The 24,835-nt window shown below is 57.3% G+C and carries 17 protein-coding genes, 2 tRNA genes and 3 rRNA genes; 15 read left to right on the top strand and 7 right to left on the bottom strand.

Going from position 1 to position 24,835, the window contains the following annotated elements; translation table 11 throughout:
- Nucleotides 1–131 precede the first annotated feature (131 nt).
- Nucleotides 132–893, top strand: coding sequence for a deoxyribose-phosphate aldolase (gene deoC / locus ABDX87_RS10200; protein ID WP_346832750.1), 762 nt, complete (start codon nucleotides 132–134; stop codon nucleotides 891–893).
- 178 nt (nucleotides 894–1,071) lie between these two features.
- Here the strand turns inward: deoC and ABDX87_RS10195 are convergent, their stop codons facing one another.
- The 3 genes from ABDX87_RS10195 to ABDX87_RS10185 form a co-directional block, all read right to left on the bottom strand.
- Nucleotides 1,072–1,374: a TfoX/Sxy family protein gene (locus tag ABDX87_RS10195; protein ID WP_346832749.1), complete on the bottom strand. Its 303-nt coding sequence runs from the start codon at nucleotides 1,372–1,374 to the stop codon at nucleotides 1,072–1,074.
- A 249-nt stretch (nucleotides 1,375–1,623) separates the two neighbouring features.
- Entirely contained in the window at nucleotides 1,624–1,968 is a 345-nt protein-coding gene (locus ABDX87_RS10190) for a pentapeptide repeat-containing protein (protein ID WP_346832748.1), read from the bottom strand.
- 100 nt (nucleotides 1,969–2,068) lie between these two features.
- Entirely contained in the window at nucleotides 2,069–3,604 is a 1,536-nt protein-coding gene (locus tag ABDX87_RS10185) for a bifunctional aminoglycoside phosphotransferase/ATP-binding protein (protein ID WP_346832746.1), read from the bottom strand.
- 134 nt (nucleotides 3,605–3,738) lie between these two features.
- Here ABDX87_RS10185 and mrcB point away from each other — a divergent pair, with 134 nt between their 5' ends.
- Genes mrcB through ABDX87_RS10170 form a run of 3 tightly spaced genes read left to right on the top strand, consistent with a single transcriptional unit; the run spans nucleotide 3,739 to nucleotide 7,157 of the window.
- Entirely contained in the window at nucleotides 3,739–6,060 is a 2,322-nt protein-coding gene (gene mrcB, locus ABDX87_RS10180) for a penicillin-binding protein 1B (protein WP_346832745.1), read from the top strand.
- A gap of 16 nt (nucleotides 6,061–6,076) precedes the next feature.
- Nucleotides 6,077–6,835, top strand: coding sequence for a tetratricopeptide repeat protein (locus ABDX87_RS10175; RefSeq protein ID WP_346832744.1), 759 nt, complete (start codon nucleotides 6,077–6,079; stop codon nucleotides 6,833–6,835).
- Nucleotides 6,828–7,157, top strand: a complete 330-nt coding sequence (locus tag ABDX87_RS10170; protein ID WP_346832743.1) for a YqcC family protein — start codon at nucleotides 6,828–6,830, stop codon at nucleotides 7,155–7,157. The genes ABDX87_RS10175 and ABDX87_RS10170 overlap by 8 nt, the downstream gene beginning before the upstream one ends.
- A 3-nt stretch (nucleotides 7,158–7,160) precedes the next feature.
- Here the strand turns inward: ABDX87_RS10170 and ABDX87_RS10165 are convergent, their stop codons facing one another.
- A complete protein-coding gene (locus tag ABDX87_RS10165; protein WP_346832742.1) occupies nucleotides 7,161–7,589 on the bottom strand; it encodes a DUF4124 domain-containing protein in 429 nt (142 codons plus the stop codon).
- 411 nt (nucleotides 7,590–8,000) lie between these two features.
- Here ABDX87_RS10165 and ABDX87_RS10160 point away from each other — a divergent pair, with 411 nt between their 5' ends.
- The 11 genes from ABDX87_RS10160 (at nucleotide 8,001) to rrf (ending at nucleotide 19,680) form a co-directional block, all read left to right on the top strand.
- Nucleotides 8,001–9,725 (top strand): acetolactate synthase 3 large subunit, encoded by a 1,725-nt coding sequence (locus ABDX87_RS10160; RefSeq protein WP_346832741.1) that lies wholly within the window; start codon nucleotides 8,001–8,003, stop codon nucleotides 9,723–9,725.
- A gap of 1 nt (nucleotide 9,726) precedes the next feature.
- Complete coding sequence (gene ilvN, locus ABDX87_RS10155; protein WP_062385123.1) at nucleotides 9,727–10,218, top strand: acetolactate synthase small subunit; 492 nt, start codon at nucleotides 9,727–9,729, stop codon at nucleotides 10,216–10,218.
- Between the two features lie 47 nt (nucleotides 10,219–10,265).
- Nucleotides 10,266–11,282: a ketol-acid reductoisomerase gene (gene ilvC / locus ABDX87_RS10150; RefSeq protein WP_346832740.1), complete on the top strand. Its 1,017-nt coding sequence runs from the start codon at nucleotides 10,266–10,268 to the stop codon at nucleotides 11,280–11,282.
- A 153-nt stretch (nucleotides 11,283–11,435) separates the two neighbouring features.
- Complete coding sequence (pssA, locus tag ABDX87_RS10145; protein ID WP_346832739.1) at nucleotides 11,436–12,284, top strand: CDP-diacylglycerol--serine O-phosphatidyltransferase; 849 nt, start codon at nucleotides 11,436–11,438, stop codon at nucleotides 12,282–12,284.
- Nucleotides 12,285–12,355: 71 nt separating this feature from the next.
- Nucleotides 12,356–13,369: a protein-methionine-sulfoxide reductase catalytic subunit MsrP gene (gene msrP / locus ABDX87_RS10140; protein WP_346832738.1), complete on the top strand. Its 1,014-nt coding sequence runs from the start codon at nucleotides 12,356–12,358 to the stop codon at nucleotides 13,367–13,369.
- Complete coding sequence (gene msrQ / locus ABDX87_RS10135) at nucleotides 13,369–13,989, top strand: protein-methionine-sulfoxide reductase heme-binding subunit MsrQ (RefSeq protein ID WP_346832737.1); 621 nt, start codon at nucleotides 13,369–13,371, stop codon at nucleotides 13,987–13,989. Before msrP ends, msrQ begins: the two co-directional genes overlap by 1 nt.
- A 503-nt stretch (nucleotides 13,990–14,492) precedes the next feature.
- Nucleotides 14,493–16,029: ribosomal RNA gene (locus ABDX87_RS10130) — 16S ribosomal RNA — on the top strand.
- A gap of 64 nt (nucleotides 16,030–16,093) precedes the next feature.
- Nucleotides 16,094–16,170, top strand: a tRNA-Ile gene (locus ABDX87_RS10125).
- 26 nt (nucleotides 16,171–16,196) lie between these two features.
- A tRNA-Ala gene (locus ABDX87_RS10120) sits at nucleotides 16,197–16,272 on the top strand.
- A gap of 248 nt (nucleotides 16,273–16,520) precedes the next feature.
- Nucleotides 16,521–19,413, top strand: a 23S ribosomal RNA gene (locus ABDX87_RS10115).
- 151 nt (nucleotides 19,414–19,564) lie between these two features.
- Nucleotides 19,565–19,680: ribosomal RNA gene (rrf, locus tag ABDX87_RS10110) — 5S ribosomal RNA — on the top strand.
- Together the 16S, 23S and 5S rRNA genes with 2 tRNA genes alongside form the textbook arrangement of a ribosomal RNA operon.
- A gap of 278 nt (nucleotides 19,681–19,958) precedes the next feature.
- On the opposite strand, the gene mksF is transcribed toward rrf, so the two are convergent.
- From mksF to mksB, 3 genes are read right to left on the bottom strand one after another with little or no spacing between them, the layout of a single operon-like run.
- Entirely contained in the window at nucleotides 19,959–22,793 is a 2,835-nt protein-coding gene (gene mksF, locus ABDX87_RS10105; protein ID WP_346832736.1) for an Mks condensin complex protein MksF, read from the bottom strand.
- Nucleotides 22,790–23,497 (bottom strand): Mks condensin complex protein MksE, encoded by a 708-nt coding sequence (gene mksE / locus ABDX87_RS10100; protein WP_092406596.1) that lies wholly within the window; start codon nucleotides 23,495–23,497, stop codon nucleotides 22,790–22,792. The genes mksF and mksE overlap by 4 nt, the downstream gene beginning before the upstream one ends.
- Nucleotides 23,487–24,764, bottom strand: coding sequence for an Mks condensin complex protein MksB (gene mksB / locus ABDX87_RS10095; protein WP_346832735.1), 1,278 nt, complete (start codon nucleotides 24,762–24,764; stop codon nucleotides 23,487–23,489). Before mksB ends, mksE begins: the two co-directional genes overlap by 11 nt.
- Nucleotides 24,765–24,835: the final 71 nt, after the last annotated feature.

The raw sequence follows: 24,835 nt of genomic DNA, 5'->3' as shown, positions 1-24,835 counted from the left end.
GTTGCAGGCAATATCCTTAAGACGTTTCTGATAGTCGCGTAGGTGAGCTCTCGACCGCCTGCGTGGTCGTTCACGCGCACCCTCGCTGGATTATCGTCGCACCCTCTTAAGCGAAGGGTGAGGCAAGCGGCATGAACAGGATGAACGAGAGCGACGAAGCATGGGCACAAACGGCGGTAGCGTTGCTGGAGTTGACGTCGCTGAACGCTGATGACACGGCAGAGCGCATTGTGGCCTTGTGCGAGAAAGCCAAGACACCGGTAGGAAACGTCGCGGCAGTCTGTGTGTTACCCAGGTTCGCAGGACTGGCCCGGCGCACGCTCGACAACGCCCAGGCCAGAGAGATCAAGGTGGTGGCCGCAGTGAACTTCCCCAATGGCGGCGGCTCCGTTGCCGCCGTGGCGTCGGAGACACAGGCCGCTGTGCTCGCGGGGGTCGATGAAATAGATTTGGTCTACCCGTTCCACGCGCATTTGGGGGGCGACAAACAGGTTGGTGCCGAAATGATCGCGGCCTGCAAAGCGCGCTGCGGACGGCGCGTGACGCTGACGGTCACCCTTGAAACCGGTGTGTTGCGCGATCCGCAGATCATCCACGATGTGTGCCGGATGGCAATTCGCGAGGGTGTCGCCTTTCTCAAGACCAGCACCGGTAAACAGATCGTCAGCGCAACACCGCAGGCAGCGCGGATCCTGATCGAGGCGATTGCCGAACTGGGCGCGCAGGTCGGATTCAAGGCGTCTGGAAATGTGCGCACGGTCAGTGAGGCGCGGACCTACCTCGAGATGGCGCAAGCCCGGTTTGGGCCTTACTGGCTGGAGGCGCACCGAATGCGATTGGGCGGATCGAGCCTGCTGGACGATTTGCTGACGCAGCTGGGCATGGGGACATGAGTGAGCTGCTTATCGCGGGCAAAAAAAGACCCGGCAAAAAGCCGGGTCAAAAACCGTGATTAGCCTGATGAGGAGATAATCTGAGAGTCCGAACCAAGGAGCCTTTCAGGTTACCAGCCAGTCTCGCGACCGGATGTGATAATCATAGTGATTCTCATTTGTAAGTCAACAGGCGATCTCAAACTATTTTTTCAACGTCTATGGCGTGAGGCCGCGCGGCTTCCTTGTCGAGTCCGGTGAGTTGTTTGTTCAGCGACGCTTTCACTTCAAGCGGCAGGTCGCACCAATGCTGGTCGAGCAGTGCGCCTTCGATGGCATAGAGCAAGACCTTGGAGGTGCGAAAACCTCGGGTTTTGACAGCGCGATAAGCGTGTATGGCGCCCAGTCGGCGCAGGTCTGCTTCGTTGTGGATACCGGCGGCGTGCAGCCACTGGGCCGAAGTCTTGCCCAGATTCTTCATCTGTTGCAGTTCGTCTTCCATGTTGCCTCCGTGCAAGGTGTTGCTCCGTATTCAAGAACCTTACAGGCCTGGACAAACTGCGGGCTCAAGCCATGGAATGAGTATAGATAGCCATTAGAGGGGGAAGGACCAACGCTCGGTAAAACCCCCAGCGAAGCGCCGGACGGTAGCGAAAGATGTCGTTAAGGCGACAAACGGGCAGGCCCGGCATGTCCGAGCATGCAGGGCGGGGGACACCGGCCACTCGCGTGGAGCGAGAGCCGTGCAGGCTTAGCGTGTGCGGTAACGCAGGCGTGTGCCGAAATTAACCGACATCAGAATCTCGTCGGCGCTCAGTTCTGGCGGGAAGTACGCTCCGGAGATCTGGGCGTGGGCGATGCTTGCGCCTTCCAGGGACGCCGTCCGGAAATCGACGCCGCGCAGATCGGCGGACCGAAAATAAGCGTCGCTGAAGTCGATGTCATCTGCATTCAGCTCACGCAGGTCGAGGCCGCGAAAGTCACCGCCGGAGAGATCGATCGGGCCGCTTTTCGGGCGTTGAAGGTTGAAGGCGTTCACGTCATCTCTTCGCAGTAAGGCAAAGAGCGGGGAGTCGAGCTGCTTGGGCTGGTTCATGGCGTCACCTTGTTGGAATTCTGACGCCAGTATAATGCCACTATCTACGAGCCGTGAAGGGACTTCCTTCACGACTCGATGATTGGTGAACGTTCTTTGATTACAGACCGGGCAGGTACTGACGAATGTCGTTAACGAGCTTGTCCAGATCACCGCTCAAATTGGTTTCCACGTGACGGCTGCGCAGGGTTTCGTCTGCGGTCAGCGGCTCGCGATTCGCCAGTTGGGCTTCGATGACCTCCATGGTGGCGTCAGACGGGTCCTGGTTCTGGGCCTGACGCTGCGCGAGCCAGCCTTCGATGACTGCCTTGGGCGCCGCGCAGTCGAGAATCAGGAACGGTGCGCCGGTCGCTTCCGCAACATGTGCCGTTGCCAGACGCTGCTCGTGCTTGAGGTACGTCGCGTCGATCACGACCGGGAACCCCGCGTGCAACACCACGGCAGCCAGTTCTTTCAGGTGTTTGTACGTGGCAGTACTGACCTCGGCTGCATACAGGTCTTTGCTGTCACCAAACAGGCGCTTGCGCTCGACATCGGAACGCAGACGAATGGCGCCCAGCGCTTCCACCAGACGCATCGCCACGTGGCTCTTGCCGACAGCGGAAACGCCGTGGGTGATCGCCAGGAAATTGGACGGGATGGCGCTGTAGCTTTCCGCCAGGTTGGCGTAGTTGCGGTACTGGCGCAGGGTGGTGGCGCGTTGCACGTGGTCAGCATCGGGCGACAGGCTGAACAGCGACACCTTGGCCCTAACCAGCGCACGGTAGGCTTTATAGAAGTTCAGCAACTCCAGGCCCGCGTAATCGCCGGTATGTTCCAGGTATTGGCTGATCAGACGGCGCGACAGGCTCTTAAGGCCACGGTCCTCCAGGTCCATTGCCAGGAAACCGATGTCGGCGTAGACGTCGGTCATACGGAACGGCTCGTTGAATTCGATGCAGTCGAAAATCACGACCTTGCCGTCAATCAGCGTGATGTTGCCCAGGTGGATATCGCCGTGGCATTCGCGGATGAAGCCTTCGGCCTTGCGCTGACTCAGCAGAGGCTTCAGGCGCTCGTAGCTGGCCTTGGCCCAGGCTTCGAGGGCGTCCAGCTGAATGAGATCGGCCTTTTCGCTGAGGAACGGCAGAATCTGCTCGAAGTTCTGGGTGACGGGTGCCATCACGCTTTCAGGCGAGCCCAGCTCGTTTTCGGACAGTACGCGTGGCGCCTTTTCGTGGAACTCGGCAATCTGGCGCGCCATGTCATCGATGTGCGCAGTGGTCAGTTCGCCTTTGGCTTGCAGGGTGCTGAGCAGGCCGTCCTGTGGGAACTGACGCATTTTCAGCGCGTATTCGATCGCCTCGCCGTCGCCGCCCAACTGAGGCGCTTCGGCGCTGCCGGTGATCGGCAACACTTCCAGATACAAATTCTCGGTCAGGCGCTGATTCAGCTTGAGCTCCTGCTGGCAGAAGTGTTCGCGAGAGGAGAGGGTGGTGAAATCAAGGAAGCCGAAATTCATCGGTTTCTTGATCTTGTAGACGAAGGGGCCTGTGAGCAGCACCCAGGAAATATGCGTCTCAATGACCTGAAACTGCTCCACCGGATGCGGGAACAGGGCAGGGTTTTGCAGAGCGGCTATCAGTGTCTGGCTCACGGACAATCCTTGAAAGGTGATAAGTCGAAAAAGAAGGTGACTAAAGGCGGCCATTATGGCCGCTTGGTGCATTGCTGCAAACCGCTGAGAGGGCGGTCTGCCGATGATCTTGAAAGTGCGTATAATCCGCCGCCATGACTCGATCCCGCACTTCGAAAAAATCCCCCAAACCCGCCAACAGCCGCCTTCGCAGCCTGTTGGGCTGGGCCTTGAAACTCAGCCTCGTGGGCATAGTGATCCTTGCCTGCTTCGCGGTGTACCTGGACTCCATCGTCCAGGAAAAATTCTCCGGCAAGCGCTGGACGATTCCCGCCAAGGTATACGCGCGGCCATTGGAGCTGTTCGTCGGACAGAAACTGTCCCGTGATGACTTCCTCATCGAGCTCGATGCCTTGGGCTACCGGCGTGAAAGCGTTGCCAACGGGCCGGGCGCGGCGGCGGTGAACGGCAACAACGTCGACCTGAATACACGCGGCTTTCAGTTCTATGAAGGCGCGGACCCCGCTCAGCAGATCCATGTGCGCTTCTCGGGCGATTATGTCGCCGACCTGACGGCCGCCAATGGTTCCAAGCTCGCCGTTGCACGCCTTGAGCCGCTGATGATCGGCGGTCTTTACCCGAAAAACCTCGAAGACCGCATCCTGATCAAGCTCGATCAGGCACCTCCTTATTTGCTCGATACCCTGGTCACGGTCGAAGACCGAGACTTTTACCATCACTTCGGCGTGTCGCCGAAGTCGATTGCCCGGGCCTTCTGGGTCAACGCCTCGGCGGGACAGATGCGTCAGGGCGGTTCTACCCTGACTCAGCAGCTGGTCAAGAACTTCTACCTGACCAACGAGCGCAGTATCACACGCAAACTGACCGAAGCCATGATGGCGATCCTGTTGGAGATCCATTACAGCAAGCAGGAAATCCTCGAGGCGTACCTCAACGAAGTCTTTGTCGGTCAGGACGGCCAGCGCGCCGTTCACGGTTTCGGGCTGGCGAGTCAATATTTCTTCAGCCAGCCGTTGTCGGAGCTCAAGCTTCATCAGGTGGCGCTGTTGGTCGGTCTCGTGAAGGGGCCTTCTTACTACAACCCGCGTCGCAATCCCGATCGGGCGCTGGAGCGCCGTAACCTGGTGCTCGATCTGCTCGAGCAGCAAGGTGTTGCGTCGCCTGAGGCCGTGGCGGCAGCGAAGAAAATGCCGCTGGGCGTGACCAAGACCGGTTCGCTGGCCGACAGCTCGTTCCCGGACTTCCTGGACCTGGTCAAACGTCAGCTGCGTCAGGACTATCGCGACGAAGACTTGACCGAAGAAGGCCTGCGAATCTTCACCAGCTTCGACCCGATCCTGCAAATGAAGTCGGAAGCCGCTGTTCGTGAGAGTTTCGCGAAGATGGCGGGTCGCAAGGGTTCCGATGAAATGGAAACGGCCATGGTCGTGACCAATCCGGAAACGGGCGAAGTGCAGGCGTTGATCGGCAGCCGTCAGGCCGGATTTGCCGGATTCAACCGTGCGCTGGATGCCGTGCGTCCGATCGGCTCGCTGGTAAAGCCGGCGATTTACCTGACCGCGCTGGAGCGTCCTCAGCAATACACGCTCACCAGTTGGGTCGCAGACGAGCCGTTCCAGGTCAAGGGCGCGGATGGCCAGATCTGGAAGCCGCAGAACTTCGATCACAAGGCCCACGGCAACATCTTCCTGTATCAGGGCCTGGCGCACTCCTACAACTTGTCCAGCGCCAAGCTGGGGCTCGATCTGGGCGTGCCGAATGTCTTCAAGACCCTCACCAAGCTGGGCGTAACCCGCGATTGGCCGACGTTCCCGTCGATGCTGCTCGGGGCTGGCGCCTTGAGCCCGATTGAAGTGGCGACGATGTACCAGACCATTGCCAGCGGCGGCTTCAACACGCCACTGCGGGGTATCCGGAGCGTGCTGACCGCTGAGGGCGAGCCGCTCAAGCGTTATCCGTTCCAGATTCAGCAGCGTTTCGACCCGGGCTCCATTTATCTGCTGCAGAACGCCATGCAGCGCGTGATGCGCGAAGGCACCGGCAAGTCGGTGTACAACGTATTGCCAAGCACGCTGAATCTGGCGGGCAAGTCGGGGACAACGAACGATTCTCGTGACAGCTGGTTCGCAGGCTTCAGTCAGGATTTGCTGGCAGTGGTCTGGATGGGCCGCGACGACAACGGCAAGACACCGTTTACCGGCGCCACGGGCGCGTTGCAGGTCTGGACCAGCTTCATGAAGAAAGCCGACCCGCTTCCGCTGGACATGGCGATGCCGGACAACGTGGTTCAGGCCTGGGTGAATGCTTCAACCGGGCAAGGCACCGACGCCAGCTGCCCGGGCGCCGTACAGATGCCGTATATTCGCGGCAGTGAGCCGCAACCCGGGCCAGCGTGTGGCGGGCCGTCAGCGCCCGCCGAGTCGGTGATGGACTGGGTCAAAGGCTGGTTGAACTAAGCGAAGAGGATGTGAAGTGAACAAGTGGTGGATTCCGGCTTTAACGGCTCTGGCTTTGCTTAATGGTTGCGCCAGTCAGACGCCCGGCAACATTCCGGTGGTGGACTCCGGCTCGCGCGTGTCCAACAGCGAGCGTGTCTCGGCAAACCGTAACACCGCCTATCGTGCGCCGGTGCAGAGCCCGGCGCAGGCCCAATCGATTCAAGAAGACTCGGGTGTCACCGTGATGGTCCCGGGCGGCGCCAACGCCAGTGCCGCACCGATCTCGACCTTCGTCCCGCCGACCTCGGCGCCGATCAGTACTGCCCCGATCAACACCGCTCCGGTCAACCAGGCGCCGATCAACAACAGCTACACACCACCTGCCGCGACCAGCAACACCTACAACATGCCTGCGTCGGCGCCGACCGGCATTCCGTCGGCGTCAAGCAGCGGCGGCCTGTCAGCCGACGAGCAACTGGACGGTCCGGTCCTGGCACTGCTAACCACCGCGCAGCAACAACAGAGCAGTGGCGACCTCAACGGTGCTTCGTCCAGCCTCGAACGCGCTCAACGTGTCGCGCCACGCGAACCTCAGGTGCTCTACAAACTGGCGCAAGTGCGTCTGGCCCAGGGCGATGCGCCTCAGGCTGAGCAACTGGCGCGTCGTGGTCTGACCTATGCCAACGGCCGCGCCAGCTTGCAGGCGAGCCTGTGGGGGCTGATTGCACAAGCGCGTGAGAAACAGGGCGACGCTGCCGGTGCAGCGCTGGCACGGCAGAAGGCCAATGGATAAAAGATTTCCGGAGATTGCCGATCAGTTGCTGTTGATCGAGCGTGAACTTCGCGCGCTGGGCTGGTGGAAAGAGGTCCCGCCCAGCGACGAAGATCTCTCGAGCCGCGAGCCGTTCTGCGTCGACACGCTGGACTTCGATCAGTGGCTGCAATGGATCTTCCTGCCCCGGATGAAAATCATCCTTGAGCAGAATCTGGCATTGCCCAATGCATCGGGCATTCTGGAAATGGCGCAAATGGTCTACGCCAGCCGCGTCCAGGAAACCCGCAATCTGCAAGCACTGCTGGCACAGTTCGATCGGCTGATCACAGAGTCGGTTTGACGCTCAGTTGCAGGTATCGTCGATGGACCTCTTGACCTCGGCGATACGTGCCTGACGCTCCTCTTCGGTAAAGCGTCTGTATTCTCCGTTGACCTCTTCACGCACCCGCGGATTGTTTTGTAACTGCGCAAGGTTGGTGCGTTGGCGATCGCAATACGCTTTGCGCTTGGCAGCGTCGGCCGCGACCTGCTTCTTCACTTTAGTGTCGATGGCCTGCTGTTCCTGATTGGCATCCGGGCGGGTCGCCGGCGCAGCGGTGGGTGGCGCGACCGGCTTTTGTATGTCGATTTCCTGAACCGACTGTCCGGCAGGCGGCTGGGCGTCGAAGTGCGTCACCCCCTGTGCATCGACCCATTTATAGATCTGGGCCGCCTGACCGGTAGCAGTCCCAACTGCCAGCGTCAGCGCGGTGGCAAGAATCATCCAGCGCATACTGCTTCCTTTAACGTCGTTTGCGGTGCTGACGCAACCTATCACAAGCACGCCATGGCGACCTCATTCGGTGCTTTTTCGATCAGCGTGGGTGAAGAAAGCGCATCGATGACTTGACTTGAGCGGGGCGAATCAGAACAATCCAAAGTTCGCTGTAGAGGGACTGCCAGAAGCAGACCGTCTCGGTAGATCATGAGGCGCACACCCGCGCCGACCTGTAACACCCGCAACGCGTTACCTCGCGCTGGGTGGGAAGACCCCGAAACACTTAGGGGCGCTCCCAATACTTGCTCAGTCAGTGCTGACGTAGTCGGCGACCACCGTCGCTCATGCTCTGCTTTGCAGTAAACCTATTAAGACCCGTCTCCTCGTTTGTGTGGACGGTATTCTGGCGTTTTAGAGGTGAACAACGTGGAGCTTTTATCTGGCGCTGAAATGGTCGTCCGCTTTTTGCGTGACGAAGGCGTTGAGCATATCTATGGGTACCCGGGCGGTGCCCTCCTGCATATTTACGACGCGCTGTTCAAAGAGCCGGCCGTGAGCCACATCCTCGTTCGTCACGAACAGGCTGCGACCCACATGGCTGACGGTTATGCGCGCGCCACCGGCAAGGCTGGCGTGGTACTGGTGACTTCAGGTCCCGGTGCGACCAACGCCATCACCGGTATCGCGACCGCCTATATGGACTCGATTCCGATGGTTGTCCTGTCGGGTCAGGTACCCAGCAACATGGTGGGGACCGACGCATTCCAGGAAACCGACATGATCGGTATCTCCCGTCCGATCGTGAAGCACAGCTTCATGATCAAGCATCCGTCGGAAATTCCGGAAGTCCTGAAGAAGGCGTTCTACCTGGCGCAGTCCGGCCGTCCTGGTCCTGTCGTGGTCGACATTCCAAAAGACATGACCAACCCGGCCGAGAAATTCGAATACGTCTTCCCGAAAAAAGCCAAGTTGCGCTCCTACAGTCCGGCAGTTCGTGGTCATTCGGGGCAGATTCGCAAGGCGGTGGAGATGCTCCTGGCCGCCAAGCGTCCGATCATCTACGCCGGTGGCGGCGTGGTGATGGGCAACGGTTCGGCACCGCTGACCGAGCTCTCGCAAATGCTGAACGCTCCGGTGACCAATACCTTGATGGGCCTGGGCTGCTATCCGGGGACCGATCGCCAGTTCGTCGGCATGCTGGGCATGCACGGCAGCTACACCGCCAACCTGGCCATGCACCATTCTGACGTTATTCTGGCTGTCGGCGCGCGTTTCGACGATCGCGTGATCAACGGCGCCTCGCGTTTCTGTCCTGGCGCCAAGATCATTCACATCGATATCGACCCGGCTTCGATCTCCAAGACCATCAAGGCTGACGTGCCCATCGTAGGTCCTGTAGAAAGCGTCCTGACCGAAATGGTTGCGACACTCAAGGAAATCGGTGAGACCCCTAACAAGGAATCGGTGGCGACCTGGTGGAAGCAGATTGACGAATGGCGTGCGGGCGGCGACCTGTTTCCGTACAACCGCGGTGACGGCAGCGTCATCAAGCCTCAGGCGGTGATCGAAACTCTGTGCGAAGTGACCAAGGGCGATGCCTATGTCACCTCCGACGTGGGGCAGCATCAGATGTTTGCCGCGCAGTACTACCGTTTCAACAAGCCTAACCGCTGGATCAACTCCGGTGGTCTGGGCACCATGGGCTTCGGTCTTCCTGCGGCCATGGGCGTAGCGCTGAGCTTCCCTGATGCACATGTTGCCTGTGTGACGGGTGAAGGCAGTATCCAGATGAACATTCAGGAGCTGTCGACCTGCCTACAGTACAACCTGCCGGTTAAGATCATTCTGCTCAACAATGGCGTGCTTGGCATGGTCCGTCAGTGGCAGGACATGAGCTACAGCGGTCGTCACTCGCACTCCTACATGGAGTCGCTGCCTGATTTCGTGAAGCTGGTCGAAGCCTACGGTCACGTCGGCATGAAGATCACCGATCTGAAAGACTTGAAGCCGAAAATGGAAGAAGCGTTCGCCATGAAGGATCGCCTGGTGTTCCTCGACATCCAGGTCGACGTCGCCGAACACGTCTATCCGATGCAGATCAGAGACGGGTCGATGCGCGACATGTGGCTGAGCAAGACGGAGCGTACCTAATATGCGGCACATCATTTCGCTTTTGCTGGAAAACGAACCGGGTGCCTTGTCTCGCGTCGTCGGCCTGTTTTCGCAGCGTAACTACAACATCGAAAGCCTGACCGTGGCGCCGACCGAGGACCCGACCCTGTCGCGTCTGACGCTGACCACCGTCGGTCACGATGAGGTGATCGAGCAGATCACCAAGAACCTCAACAAGCTGGTTGAAGTGGTCAAGCTGGTCGATCTGTCGGAAAGTGCCCATATCGAGCGCGAGCTGATGCTGATCAAGGTCAAGGCTACGGGTGCCCAACGTGCGGAAATCAAGCGCACCACGGACATCTTCCGCGGCCAGATCGTTGATGTTTCCAGCAGCGTCTACACGGTGCAGCTGGCAGGGACGAGCGACAAACTGGACAGCTTCATCCAGGCGATCGGCACCAGTGCCATCCTGGAAACAGTACGCAGCGGCGTAACGGGCATCGCCCGCGGCGACAAAGTACTGAGCATCTAACTTAATTTTGCGAATGGCCTGAACGGCCGAGATAACAGGGGAATTTCATGAAAGTTTATTACGACAAAGACTGCGACCTTTCGATCATCCAGGGCAAGAAAGTGGCCATCATCGGTTACGGCTCCCAAGGCCACGCTCAAGCGTGCAACCTGAAAGACTCCGGCGTTGATGTCACTGTTGGTCTGCGTAAAGGTTCGGCTACTGTCGCCAAGGCTGAAGCCCACGGCCTGAAAGTGACTGACGTTGCTTCCGCCGTTGCCGCTGCTGACCTGGTCATGATCCTGACCCCGGACGAATTCCAGTCCCAGCTGTACAAGAACGAAATCGAGCCGAACATCAAGAAAGGCGCCACCCTGGCCTTCTCCCACGGTTTCGCTATCCACTACAACCAGGTCGTTCCACGTGCCGACCTGGACGTGATCATGATCGCGCCAAAAGCGCCAGGTCACACCGTGCGTACCGAATTCGTCAAAGGCGGCGGCATCCCTGACCTGATCGCTGTTTACCAGGACGCTTCCGGCAATGCCAAAAACGTTGCTCTGTCCTACGCCTCGGGCGTTGGCGGCGGCCGTACCGGCATCATCGAAACCACGTTCAAAGACGAAACCGAAACTGACCTGTTCGGCGAACAAGCCGTACTGTGCGGCGGTACCGTCGAGCTGGTCAAAGCCGGTTTCGAAACCCTGGTTGAAGCGGGCTACGCGCCAGAAATGGCTTACTTCGAGTGCCTGCACGAACTGAAGCTTATCGTTGACCTCATGTACGAAGGCGGTATCGCCAACATGAACTACTCGATCTCCAACAACGCCGAATACGGCGAGTACGTGACCGGTCCTGAGGTCATCAACGCTGAATCCCGTCAGGCCATGCGCAATGCTCTGAAGCGCATCCAGGACGGCGAATACGCGAAGATGTTCATCGCTGAAGGCGCAAGCAACTACGCATCGATGACCGCCAAGCGCCGTAACAACAAGGCTCACGGCATCGAAATCATCGGCGAGCAACTGCGCTCGATGATGCCTTGGATCGCGAAGAACAAAATCGTGGACCAGACCAAGAACTAAGATTGTATAAATCGGGTTCCGGTTAACGAAGAACGCGACCTCTGGGTCGCGTTTTTTCGTTATGGGGGCTCATCTGGTATAAAGCTGCATCGTTTGCCGGCGCGACGTCGCCGCAAGCATCTGTCGAAATTTCATAGCTGCAAGGTATTGTCCATGAGCGAACGTCCCGAAGAGCCGAACAAGGCCTCTGACGCCGAAAGCCTGCTACCGATCGATGAACATATAGAAGAGGGTCACGACGCCGAAGGCCGCAAGGTCAGACATCGCGGCATTTATCTGCTGCCGAACCTCTTTACCACGGCGAACCTGTTCGCGGGTTTCTACGCTATCATCAGCGCGATGAGTGCTCAAAGCGCGATGAGTGCGGGTGATCTGGCGGGGGCGAGCAAATACTTCGCGTTTTCGGCCATCGCCATATTCGTGGCCATGGTCCTCGACGGGCTGGATGGTCGCGTCGCGCGCATGACCAATACCCAAAGTGCGTTCGGCGCCGAGTACGACTCGCTGTCCGACATGGTTGCCTTCGGTGTGGCGCCGGCGCTGCTGGCATTCGGCTGGGCGTTGGGTGACATGGGCAAAGTCGGCTGGATGGTCGCCTTTATCTATGTCGCAGGCGCCGCACTGCGCCTTGCGCGTTTCAATACGCAAGTGGGCAAAGCCGACAAGCGCTATTTCATTGGCCTGGCCAGTCCGGCTGCAGCGGGCGTCGTGGCCGGAACCGTGTGGGCATTCAGCGACTACGGCATCCAGGGCTCCAAACTGTCTTTTCTGGTCGCTCTGCTGGTCGCGGCGGCGGGCATGCTGATGGTCAGTAACATCAAGTACAACAGCTTCAAGGAGTTGGATCTGAAAGGGCGTGTGCCTTTCGTTGCGATTCTGGCAGTGGTGTTGGTCTTTGCTGTCGTATTCAGCGATCCGCCACGCATTCTGCTGCTGATTTTCCTTGGTTACGCAGCATCCGGTCCGATTCAGTATCTGTTGCGCTTGCGTCGGCACAAGTAGTTCGAACCGCCTCCTTTCCCGCATACTCCGCAGCTATAGATGCTTCAGTTCTCCATCGCTGCGGAGTCATCATGCTGATCAAATCCCCTTTGGCCTCTGACTGCAAAGAGTCGGATGTCACACCAGAATCCTTCTATCTCTCTCGCCGCTCTCTGCTGGGAAGCTCGCTTGCCGGGCTTGCTGTCGGTGCGTTGCCGCGCTGGTCCGTGGCCAGCGATGCGTCGCAATACGCCGATGTCGAGCCGGGTGCCGCCCCGAGCTGGTTCAAAGACAAGCTCTCAACCACCCAGTGGCAGGCCATGACGGTCAAGGGCGAGGCCATTACCCCGTTCAAGGACGCGACCCACTACAACAACTTCTACGAGTTCGGCACCGATAAGGGCGACCCTGCGCAAAACGCCGGTTCACTCAAGACCGAGCCTTGGAGTGTGGTGATCGACGGGGAAGTGGGCAAACCTGGGCGCTATGCGCTTGAAGACTTCATGAAGCCTTATCAATTGGAAGAGCGCATCTACCGATTGCGTTGTGTCGAGGCCTGGTCGATGGTAATCCCCTGGATGGGCTTTCCGATTTCCGCCCTGCTCAAGCAAGTCGAGCCGACGGCGAATGCAAAATACATTCGCTTCGAAACGCTGCAAGACCCGAAGACGATGCCGGGTCAGCGATCCGGTTTTGCGTTGATCGACTGGCCTTATGTGGAAGGGCTGCGACTGGACGAAGCGATGAATCCACTGGCGATTCTGGCGGTGGGCATGTACGGACGTGAGCTGCCAAACCAGAACGGTGCACCGTTGCGCTTGGTCGTTCCATGGAAATACGGCTTCAAGAGTGTGAAATCGATTGTGCGCATCAGCCTGGTGAGCGAGCAGCCGAAAACCACGTGGCAAAGCATCGCGGCGAATGAGTACGGCTTCTATGCCAATGTAAACCCTACCGTCGATCACCCGCGCTGGACGCAAGCCCACGAGCGGCGTCTTCCCAGTGGGCTGTTCAGTCCCAATATTCGGCAGACAGAAATGTTCAACGGATATGGCGAGCAGGTGGCTTCTCTCTATACAGGCTTGGATCTTCGGAAAAACTATTGATGCGTTATCCGTTCTGGCGTCTGTCTGTCTTCATTGCCATCTGCATCCCGCCTGTCGTGTGGCTCCGTCAGGCGTGGCTTCTCGATTTGGGACCCGATCCCGGAAAGGTGCTGGTGGATCGTTTTGGCTTGGGCACGCTCGTGCTGCTGTTGATCACCTTGGCGATGACGCCTTTGCAGCGAGTGAGTGGGTGGCCGGGCTGGGTCGCGGTTCGCCGCCAGTTGGGGCTGTGGTGTTTTGCCTGTGTGGTGGTGCACATGCTGGCGTATGGGTTCTTTATCCTGGGATTCGACTGGGCGCAGCTCGGCGTCGAGCTGGTCAAGCGGCCTTACATTATTGTCGGGAGCCTGGGTTTCCTCTGTTTGCTGGCGCTGGCGTTAACGTCCAATCGTTACAGCCAGCGTCGTTTGGGTGCGCGGTGGAAGAAACTCCATCGGCTCAGCTACGCCGTCCTCGGGCTGGGATTGCTGCATATGTTGTGGATCGTTAGGGCAGATCTAAAAGAGTGGGCTATATATGCCGGCATTGGCGCTTTCCTGTTGATACTTAGAATCCCTGCAATTGCTCGGCGAATCCCGCGTCGGACGGGGAGAAGAGCAGCTGCTGTAACAAAAGTTTAAATAAGTGCTTGACGCCCCTCTGAATGTCTCTATAATTCGCCCCACTTCCGGCGCAGACGAAACGGAAAACTCCTTGAGAATCAACGAGTTGGACGAAGTAAGCAGCGAGGAAGGGCTTCGGTTCAGATGCTTGAATCGACAGCGGTGAAAAAGGGAGTTGACAGCAGATTGTAACGCTGTAGAATTCGCCTCCCGCTGACGTGAGACGCCAAGTCGAACGAAGCGCAAGTGGTTGAAGTTGCAAAGGAAACTTTGAAAACTTCTGAAAATAACCGCTTGACAGATACAGAGGACGCTGTAGAATGCGCGCCTCGGTTGAGACGAAAAGCTCTTAACCAACCGCTCTTTAACAACTGAATCAAGCAATTCGTGTGGGTGCTTGCGCTGTAAGACTGAAGTCAACTGATTATCAGCATCGCATGTTACTCCACGAGAAATCATGGTTTAACCAACGATTGCTGAGCCAAGTTTATAGGGTTTTCTCAAAACCCGATTGCAGTATTGAACTGAAGAGTTTGATCATGGCTCAGATTGAACGCTGGCGGCAGGCCTAACACATGCAAGTCGAGCGGATGAAGGGAGCTTGCTCCCTGATTCAGCGGCGGACGGGTGAGTAATGCCTAGGAATCTGCCTGGTAGTGGGGGACAACGTCTCGAAAGGGACGCTAATACCGCATACGTCCTACGGGAGAAAGTGGGGGATCTTCGGACCTCACGCTATCAGATGAGCCTAGGTCGGATTAGCTAGTTGGTGAGGTAATGGCTCACCAAGGCGACGATCCGTAACTGGTCTGAGAGGATGATCAGTCACACTGGAACTGAGACACGGTCCAGACTCCTACGGGAGGCAGCAGTGGGGAATATTGGACAATGGGCGAAAGCCTGATCCAGCCATGCCGCGTGTGTGAAGAAGGTCTTCGGATTGTAAAGCACTTTAAGTTGGGAGGAAGGGCATTAACCTAATACGTTAGTGTTTTGACGTTACCGACAGAATAAGCACCGGCTAACTCTGTGCCAGCAGCCGCGGTAATACAGAGGGTGCAAGCGTTAATCGGAATTACTGGGCGTAAAGCGCGCGTAGGTGGTTTGTTAAGTTGGATGTGAAATCCCCGGGCTCAACCTGGGAACTGCATCCAAAACTGGCAAGCTAGAGTAGGGCAGAGGGTGGTGGAATTTCCTGTGTAGCGGTGAAATGCGTAGATATAGGAAGGAACACCAGTGGCGAAGGCGACCACCTGGGCTCATACTGACACTGAGGTGCGAAAGCGTGGGGAGCAAACAGGATTAGATACCCTGGTAGTCCACGCCGTAAACGATGTCAACTAGCCGTTGGGAGTCTTGAACTCTTAGTGGCGCAGCTAACGCATTAAGTTGACCGCCTGGGGAGTACGGCCGCAAGGTTAAAACTCAAATGAATTGACGGGGGCCCGCACAAGCGGTGGAGCATGTGGTTTAATTCGAAGCAACGCGAAGAACCTTACCAGGCCTTGACATCCAATGAACTTTCCAGAGATGGATTGGTGCCTTCGGGAACATTGAGACAGGTGCTGCATGGCTGTCGTCAGCTCGTGTCGTGAGATGTTGGGTTAAGTCCCGTAACGAGCGCAACCCTTGTCCTTAGTTACCAGCACGTTATGGTGGGCACTCTAAGGAGACTGCCGGTGACAAACCGGAGGAAGGTGGGGATGACGTCAAGTCATCATGGCCCTTACGGCCTGGGCTACACACGTGCTACAATGGTCGGTACAGAGGGTTGCCAAGCCGCGAGGTGGAGCTAATCCCACAAAACCGATCGTAGTCCGGATCGCAGTCTGCAACTCGACTGCGTGAAGTCGGAATCGCTAGTAATCGCGAATCAGAATGTCGCGGTGAATACGTTCCCGGGCCTTGTACACACCGCCCGTCACACCATGGGAGTGGGTTGCACCAGAAGTAGCTAGTCTAACCTTCGGGGGGACGGTTACCACGGTGTGATTCATGACTGGGGTGAAGTCGTAACAAGGTAGCCGTAGGGGAACCTGCGGCTGGATCACCTCCTTAATCGAAGACTCAGCTTCTTCGCAAGTTCCCACACGAATTGCTTGATTCATTGAAGAAGACGATTGGGTCTGTAGCTCAGTTGGTTAGAGCGCACCCCTGATAAGGGTGAGGTCGGCAGTTCGAATCTGCCCAGACCCACCAATTACCGGTGCACCCTGTAGCGATACGGGGCCATAGCTCAGCTGGGAGAGCGCCTGCCTTGCACGCAGGAGGTCAGCGGTTCGATCCCGCTTGGCTCCACCATTTACCGTAGTAGTTGGGTACAGACAGTTGTCCGCTAAAGCTTAGAAATGAGCATTTCCTTCGATTGAAGGCTGAATGTTGATTTCTGATCTTTGTCAGAATCGTTCTTTAAAAATTTGGGTATGTGATAGAAAGATAGACTGGATGGCACTTTCACTGGTGTTCATTCAGGCTAAGGTAAAGTTTGTGAATGCAAACTTTCGGCGAATGTCGTCTTCACAGTATAACCAGATTGCTTGGGGTTATATGGTCAAGTGAAGAAGCGCATACGGTGGATGCCTTGGCAGTCAGAGGCGATGAAAGACGTGGTAGCCTGCGAAAAGCTTCGGGGAGTCGGCAAACAGACTGTGATCCGGAGATGTCTGAATGGGGGAACCCAGCTGTCATAAGACAGTTATCTTACGCTGAATACATAGGCGTAAGAGGCGAACCAGGGGAACTGAAACATCTAAGTACCCTGAGGAAAAGAAATCAACCGAGATTCCCTTAGTAGTGGCGAGCGAACGGGGACCAGCCCTTAAGTTGATTTGAGATTAGCGGAACGCTCTGGAAAGTGCGGCCATAGTGGGTGATAGCCCTGTACGCGAAAATCTCTTGTCAATGAAATCGAGTAGGACGGGGCACGAGAAACCTTGTCTGAACATGGGGGGACCATCCTCCAAGGCTAAATACTACTGACTGACCGATAGTGAACCAGTACCGTGAGGGAAAGGCGAAAAGAACCGCGGAGAGCGGAGTGAAATAGATCCTGAAACCGTATGCGTACAAGCAGTGGGAGCCCACTTTGTTGGGTGACTGCGTACCTTTTGTATAATGGGTCAGCGACTTATTTTCAGTGGCGAGCTTAACCGAATAGGGGAGGCGTAGCGAAAGCGAGTCTTAATAGGGCGTCTAGTCGCTGGGAATAGACCCGAAACCGGGCGATCTATCCATGGGCAGGTTGAAGGTTAGGTAACACTGACTGGAGGACCGAACCGACTACCGTTGAAAAGTTAGCGGATGACCTGTGGATCGGAGTGAAAGGCTAATCAAGCTCGGAGATAGCTGGTTCTCCTCGAAAGCTATTTAGGTAGCGCCTCATGTATCACTGTAGGGGGTAGAGCACTGTTTCGGCTAGGGGGTCATCCCGACTTACCAAACCGATGCAAACTCCGAATACCTACAAGTGCCGAGCATGGGAGACACACGGCGGGTGCTAACGTCCGTCGTGAAAAGGGAAACAACCCAGACCGTCAGCTAAGGTCCCAAAGTCATGGTTAAGTGGGAAACGATGTGGGAAGGCTTAGACAGCTAGGAGGTTGGCTTAGAAGCAGCCACCCTTTAAAGAAAGCGTAATAGCTCACTAGTCGAGTCGGCCTGCGCGGAAGATGTAACGGGGCTCAAACCATGCACCGAAGCTACGGGTATCATCTTTTGATGATGCGGTAGAGGAGCGTTCTGTAAGCCTGTGAAGGTGAGTTGAGAAGCTTGCTGGAGGTATCAGAAGTGCGAATGCTGACATGAGTAACGACAATGGGTGTGAAAAACACCCACGCCGAAAGACCAAGGTTTCCTGCGCAACGTTAATCGACGCAGGGTTAGTCGGTCCCTAAGGCGAGGCTGAAAAGCGTAGTCGATGGAAAACAGGTTAATATTCCTGTACTTCTGGTTATTGCGATGGAGGGACGGAGAAGGCTAGGCCAGCCTGGCGTTGGTTGTCCAGGTTTAAGGTGGTAGGCTGAGATCTTAGGTAAATCCGGGATCTTAAGGCCGAGAGCTGATGACGAGTGTTCTTTGGAACACGAAGTGGTTGATGCCATGCTTCCAAGAAAAGCTTCTAAGCTTCAGGTAACCAGGAACCGTACCCCAAACCGACACAGGTGGTTGGGTAGAGAATACCAAGGCGCTTGAGAGAACTCGGGTGAAGGAACTAGGCAAAATGGCACCGTAACTTCGGGAGAAGGTGCGCCGGTGAGGGTGAAGGACTTGCTCCGTAAGCTCATGCCGGTCGAAGATACCAGGCCGCTGCGACTGTTTATTAAAAACACAGCACTCTGCAAACACGAAAGTGGACGTATAGGGTGTGACGCCTGCCCGGTGCCGGAAGGTTAATTGATGGGGTTAGCTAACGCGAAGCTCTTGATCGAAGCCCCGGTAAACGGCGGCCGTAACTATAACGGTCCTAAGGTAGCGAAATTCCTTGTCGGGTAAGTTCCGACCTGCACGAATGGCGTAACGATGGCGGCGCTGTCTCCACCCGAGACTCAGTGAAATTGAAATCGCTGTGAAGATGCAGTGTATCCGCGGCTAGACGGAAAGACCCCGTGAACCTTTACTATAGCTTTGCACTGGACTTTGAATTTGCTTGTGTAGGATAGGTGGGAGGCTTTGAAGCGTGGACGCCAGTTCGCGTGGAGCCATCCTTGAAATACCACCCTGGCAACTTTGAGGTTCTAACTCAGGTCCGTTATCCGGATCGAGGACAGTGTATGGTGGGTAGTTTGACTGGGGCGGTCTCCTCCTAAAGAGTAACGGAGGAGTACGAAGGTGCGCTCAGACCGGTCGGAAATCGGTCGTAGAGTATAAAGGCAAAAGCGCGCTTGACTGCGAGACAGACACGTCGAGCAGGTACGAAAGTAGGTCTTAGTGATCCGGTGGTTCTGTATGGAAGGGCCATCGCTCAACGGATAAAAGGTACTCCGGGGATAACAGGCTGATACCGCCCAAGAGTTCATATCGACGGCGGTGTTTGGCACCTCGATGTCGGCTCATCACATCCTGGGGCTGAAGCCGGTCCCAAGGGTATGGCTGTTCGCCATTTAAAGTGGTACGCGAGCTGGGTTTAGAACGTCGTGAGACAGTTCGGTCCCTATCTGCCGTGGACGTTTGAGATTTGAGAGGGGCTGCTCCTAGTACGAGAGGACCGGAGTGGACGAACCTCTGGTGTTCCGGTTGTCACGCCAGTGGCATTGCCGGGTAGCTATGTTCGGAAAAGATAACCGCTGAAAGCATCTAAGCGGGAAACTTGCCTCAAGATGAGATCTCACTGGAACCTTGAGTTCCCTGAAGGGCCGTCGAAGACTACGACGTTGATAGGTTGGGTGTGTAAGCGCTGTGAGGCGTTGAGCTAACCAATACTAATTGCCCGTGAGGCTTGACCATATAACACCCAAGCAATCTGCGACTCGATGAGCACAGATTGCGGTGACTGTGAAGACGACACGCACCGAAAGTTTGCAAGACAGGCAAGACCTGATCACATACCCGATTTGCTGAAGCGAGGCCATACGGTCACGAGTCAGTACACGAATTTCTTGACGACCATAGAGCGTTGGAACCACCTGATCCCATCCCGAACTCAGCAGTGAAACGATGCATCGCCGATGGTAGTGTGGGGTTTCCCCATGTGAGAGTAGGTCATCGTCAAGATTAAATTCCAAAACCCCATCTGCGAATGCAGATGGGGTTTTGTTTTTGCGCGTGAAAAAGCTTGAAGCCCTTACGGTTTCATCCTGAGCTAGCTCACTCCGACCAAAGCGTGCACAACGCTCTGGATCCTCGTCCCCGCATCTCAAAGCGTAATCAGCCCATTTGCGATAACGGCTCCCAGATGTTCAAGCCTCCTTACGCAACACCCTTGATCGCTGAAACACACCCACAAAAAAGCCCCGCATCTCTGCGGGGCTTTCTGTCCAACTCAGTTCAGCTTATTCCGCCGCTTCTTCAGCCACTTCAACGGCTTTGACGGTTGTCACTTCGTCACGACGACGAATGTACTTCCAGTCCGCCTCATCGATGTAGATCCCGGCAGGGCCACTGCCGCCTTCAAGGTCGATCGCTACGTGTGCCGACACCTGAGGCTTCACGCTCGCCAGGATTGGCACGAAGCCCAATTGCAGGCTTGTCTCCAGCAGCGCCGCCTGGTTTCTTTCGTCAATGTCAGCCGCTTCATCCAGATAGTAAGGCAGCCGAACGCGACCAGCCTGATCGCGGTCCATCAAGTGCAGCAACAAGTACATGTTGGTTAGCGCCTTGATGGTCATGGTCGTGCCGTTGGACGCCGCACCGTCGATGTCGGTGTGGATAACCGGCTGGCTGTTCACCTTGGTGATTTCGAACGCCAACTCGAACAGGTCTTTCAGGCCCAGTTGGTTATGGTTCGCGGCCACGAGACGCGCCAGGTATTCCTTGGCCTCTTCGTTCTTGTTGTCCTGTTCTGCGCTCTGACTCAGGTCGAACACCGACAGCGTTTCGCCTTCTTCGTACTGACCGGCGCTGTGGATGATCTGATCGATGTGCTTGAGCGCTTCTTTGTTCGGCGCGAGCACGATGCGGAAGCTTTCGAGGTTGGAGACCTGACGACGGTTGATCTCGCGGTTGAACAATGCCAGTTGGTGTTCAAGGCTGTCATAGTCACTGCGGATGTTCCGCAGCGTACGTGCAATGTCGGTGACGGCTGCACGCCGAGCCTTGCCCAGCGTCAGGGCTTCATCGGTGCGGTGCGCATAGGCGTTGATCAACAATTGCAGGCGTCGCTCCATGTCGTCTTCGCTGTCGAACTTGGCGACGCCTTTCAGGCGTACCTGCGCGTACAGCGCTTCAATCTGACCGTCGCAGCGCAGCAGACCTTGCCAGCTGTCCTGATAGTCATTGAGCAATGGCAGCAAGTTATCCAGCGAGTCGTCCACGGGCTCCATGAACGGAGTGCCGAATGGCAGATCTGTGGGCAATAGCTGACGGCGACGCAAGGCGTCGTCCAGCGTGCGTTGTTTGGATTCGAGATCACCAATCTGACGGCCGACCAATTGCAGCTTGGCCGACAGTTGTTGGACGCGCTCGGTGAAAGCATCGCTGGAACGTTTGAGTTCGTCTTGCGCGGCTTCCATCTGCGCCAGTTGCTCCAGCTTCTCGCCTTCCTCGGCCGTCAACGTCTGGGTACGGCGGAAATCTTCCAGCGCCTTCTGAGCGTCCAGCACCTGTTGATACAGCGCTTCAGTCTGAGTCTTGCTCGCAGCGCGGTCAGCCGCCACCGCTTGCTGGGTTTTCAGCTGTTTGAGCTCTTTCTCCAGGCGTTCTTTCTGATCGCGCAAGGCCGCGCGGTCAGCCAGTGCCTGCAAGGCGGGCGGTTCGATGTGCGAAAGGTTGATCGACAGCCCCGGCACTTCGAAACGCTCGCCTTTGAAGCCGTCGAGAATCGCTTCCAGAGATTTGACCCACGCTTCGCCGTCGTCCAGCGCAATGCCTTGCTCACCCAACGGCAGGCTGAACAGTGCGCTGTTGAACAGGCGCATCAGGCGTTCGACATCGGGTTGGGAAAACTCTTCGCGAAGACGGGCATAGCTGTTGTTGTCAGCGTGATCGAGTTGCTGCTTCACCGACTTCAGGCGTTTTTCCAGATCGCGCAGGCGCTCATCCAGATCTTCCGCACTGAACTGACGAGACTGAGCCAGTGCACCTGCCAGTTCATCATGCGCGTCTTTGGCAGCCAGCAACTGCTGTTCAAGCGTTTTGACGTCGTCGACCAGCGCGAAACGATTCTTCAGCACAGCCAGTTCGCCGATCCAGCGCTGGATGTTGCTGATCTCACGCTCCAGGCGCATCAGTTCCTGAGTGCCGCCACGCTGATCGTTTTGCAGCGCGTCTTGCTCGCCGCGATAGTGCTCGGCCTGAATGACCAGCTCTTCCTTGCGTGCGTTGGAGTAGTCCTGCCAGGTGCCGAGCAACGAATCGAGCAGTGGCGAGAGGCGATGCAGCTTGCCGCGCAAGATGTCGCGTTGTTTCACGCCGTTGGCCAGCGCTTCAACCAGCGGACCTGCCAGAACCAGAGCGTTGTAGTCCTGCTCCATGCGACGGACATCGCGGAAGGCTTCTTCGCACGCGGCAATGTAGTCGACGCTGCCGGAGCGCAGGCTGTGTTCGAACGCATCGAGGAACAGCTGCTTGAGTTTGGCTGCGGTGATTTCCCGCATGTGCAGCAAGTTGATGAACAGTGCGCGGAATGTCTTCAGGCTCTGCTCACTGGTCGAGCGCAGCGGGATCAGCGTCAGGTCCAGCGGGATCGACGTGTGACCGCCCACCAGCAAGCGACGCAGCTCATCAGGCTTAAGCTCGTAGGCTTTCAGGCCTTGGCTTTCCAGGTTGGTGAACAGTTCTTTCTGGCGCAGGCAGGTGTCGTTCTTCTGGTAATGGGCCAGATCCAGTTTGCCGGCATAGGCAAAGAACTGGTGACCGAAACCGCCGCCCGGGCCGCGACCGACCACGCCGATCACGTGGGGGCCGTGAGGCAGCGCGACTTCGACCAGGATGTAGCTGGTGTCTGTCGCGAAGTAAAAGCGGCGCGACTGATCAAGGCTGTATTTGCCGAAGCTCATGTCCGACATGCGTGCCAGAATCGGGAATTGCAGCGCGTTGATCGAGGCACTCTTACCGAGGTTGTTCGCGCCATAGACCGACAGCGGGTGTTCCAGCGGAAACAGCCCGAGGCTGTAACCGGCCGTGTTCAGCAGGGCAAAGCGGCGGATGCCGTAGCGTTCCTGGCTCATACATCAAGCTCCTGTTCTTCGGCGATCGCGCGGGCAAGGGCCTGCTCTTCGGATTCTTCGGTTTCCTCAAACTCGGCCAGATCCAGCGGATCGTCGGTCTGCAGCAGTTTTTCGTCGCTGTCATCGTCGATCAACACCGGCGTCGGCAAGGGCAGATCGCTGTGCAGACTGGCGGCCAGATCCCGGTCCTGCTGGACCGACAGGCAGACATCAAGGAAGCGGTGCATCGGTGGCAGGAAGCGATAGATGCCCACCTCTTCGGAAGCGAAGCCGAGCTGCGTCATGCGGCGCATGATTTTCTCTTCCAGCTCTTCCTGGGTCTGCACCTCGGCCTGAAGAAACAGGTCGCGGTACTTCTCCAGCAGCGACGGGAGTTCATCGCGGCCCAGGCTGCCACCGTCCAGCACGGCGACAGGGTCGCGGCCCTGGTCAGCCAGGTGCTCGACGAGAATGAAGGTGAAGAGCGCCAGGCGCTGCGCAGTCTTGTTGACTTGTGCGGCGGCCAGATCGGGGACGAAATAATAGAAGCCGCGGGTGTCGCAGACCAGTTCGAAACCGAGGGCCTTGAACAGCGTGCGGTACTGGTCCTGGGCGTTCGATAATTGGGCGTACAGCTCCGGGTCGCGGCGGCTGATGTGGTAACCCTTGAACAGCTCGCGGAAGATCGGCGCGAGCTGGGACATTTCGGATAGATCAAGATGCATGGGCGGTGCCCTCGGAATTCTCTGGGGTTGCGTCTTTGCTCGAGAGCAGGGCGAAGGAGCGCAGGCTGACGCGGTGCTCCTGGGTCAAGTATTCGCGGCGTTCGAGGCGCTCGCGCTTGAAGCGTTTTTCCCGCGACAGGCGCGAGAACCAATACAGCAATTCGTCGGTTGCGCCGGTCGGCTCCTGCTCCAGCAGCCAGACCATCAGGTCCGGCATCGGCAGGGCTTCTTCGCACCGCTCGACCATTTCCTTGACCGTGCGCGGCGCACGGGGCGGTTCGCCTTTGCGGGTGACGCTGGCCTTGGGGAAGCGTGCCGGTTTGGCTTCAAAGCGCGCCAAGGCGTAGACGTAGGCTTCGACCTGATTGGCACTGCCGAGGAAGGTACTCTGCGGGCGCGTAAACATGGCCATGGCCGCCTGCGGAACCGCGTCGATGCCTTTGCGGCGAATGGCCGACAGTGCAAGGGCGGCACCCCGAGTCACGGCGTTGTGACGACGGGCTTCCTCACGCAGCGGCAGCAGCAGTTCACGCGCGTGACGCAGGGTCAGTTGGGCGCTGGTCTGCATTTCGAGGATGCGCGCGTGGGTGCGCAACAGCATGTCGTCGTCAACCAGATGGCCGAGTCGCTGTTGATCGGTGAGCATGCGCAGCAGTACGTTCTCTACCTTGCGTACGCCTTGTTCGAATGCGCCGTCGGCGTTTACCAGCTGAATCATCGGTTCGACATATTCGTCCCATGTCGCAAGGACTTCTGCATAACGCTGACGCAGGGGAATCTGCCGGTCGCTGGTTTTGGCGCGCTCGGCCACTGCGACCAACGCCTGTTCGTCGTTCGCCAGCTTTTTCAGGACATCGCGCACGCGCATGTCGAGCAGGCGCAGTTGCCGGGCAAGGTCGTTGGCATCCCGCGCTTCAAAGGCCTCTTGGATATAACCGGCCAATCGCTCCAGATGGCGCAAATAGGCTTCGATCTCCAGGCACAGGCCCAAGCGGTGCTCGCGGCGCAGATACGACAGAAAGTCATGGATCTGCGCGTTCAGCTCGAAACGGTTCGGGCTCTTGGCCACGGGAACCAGAATGTCGAGGCGAATCCACACATCCAGCAGGTTGGTGATGTCCTGTGGCGTACTTTCCAGTTGCTGGGCGGCCAGTTGCAGACGCAGTTCGCTCAGGCTCAGGGTGCCTTGGTCGAAATGCTCGCACAGTGGCTCAAGAAGCGCCCAGTGTTCGGCAAGGGCGCGCAGGACGCGCTTAGGTTCGATCATCGGATGGCCGCTGGTTGGCAAATAAAAGCGGCGATTGTACTGCATCGCAGCCGATGGTTTTCACCCTCAGT

Origin of the sequence: Pseudomonas abietaniphila (genome assembly GCF_039697315.1) — a bacterium.
Taxonomy (GTDB): domain Bacteria; phylum Pseudomonadota; class Gammaproteobacteria; order Pseudomonadales; family Pseudomonadaceae; genus Aquipseudomonas; species Aquipseudomonas abietaniphila_B.
The sequence above is the reverse complement of the archived record's forward strand: the minus strand, read 5'-3'. Positions and strand labels throughout refer to the sequence as shown.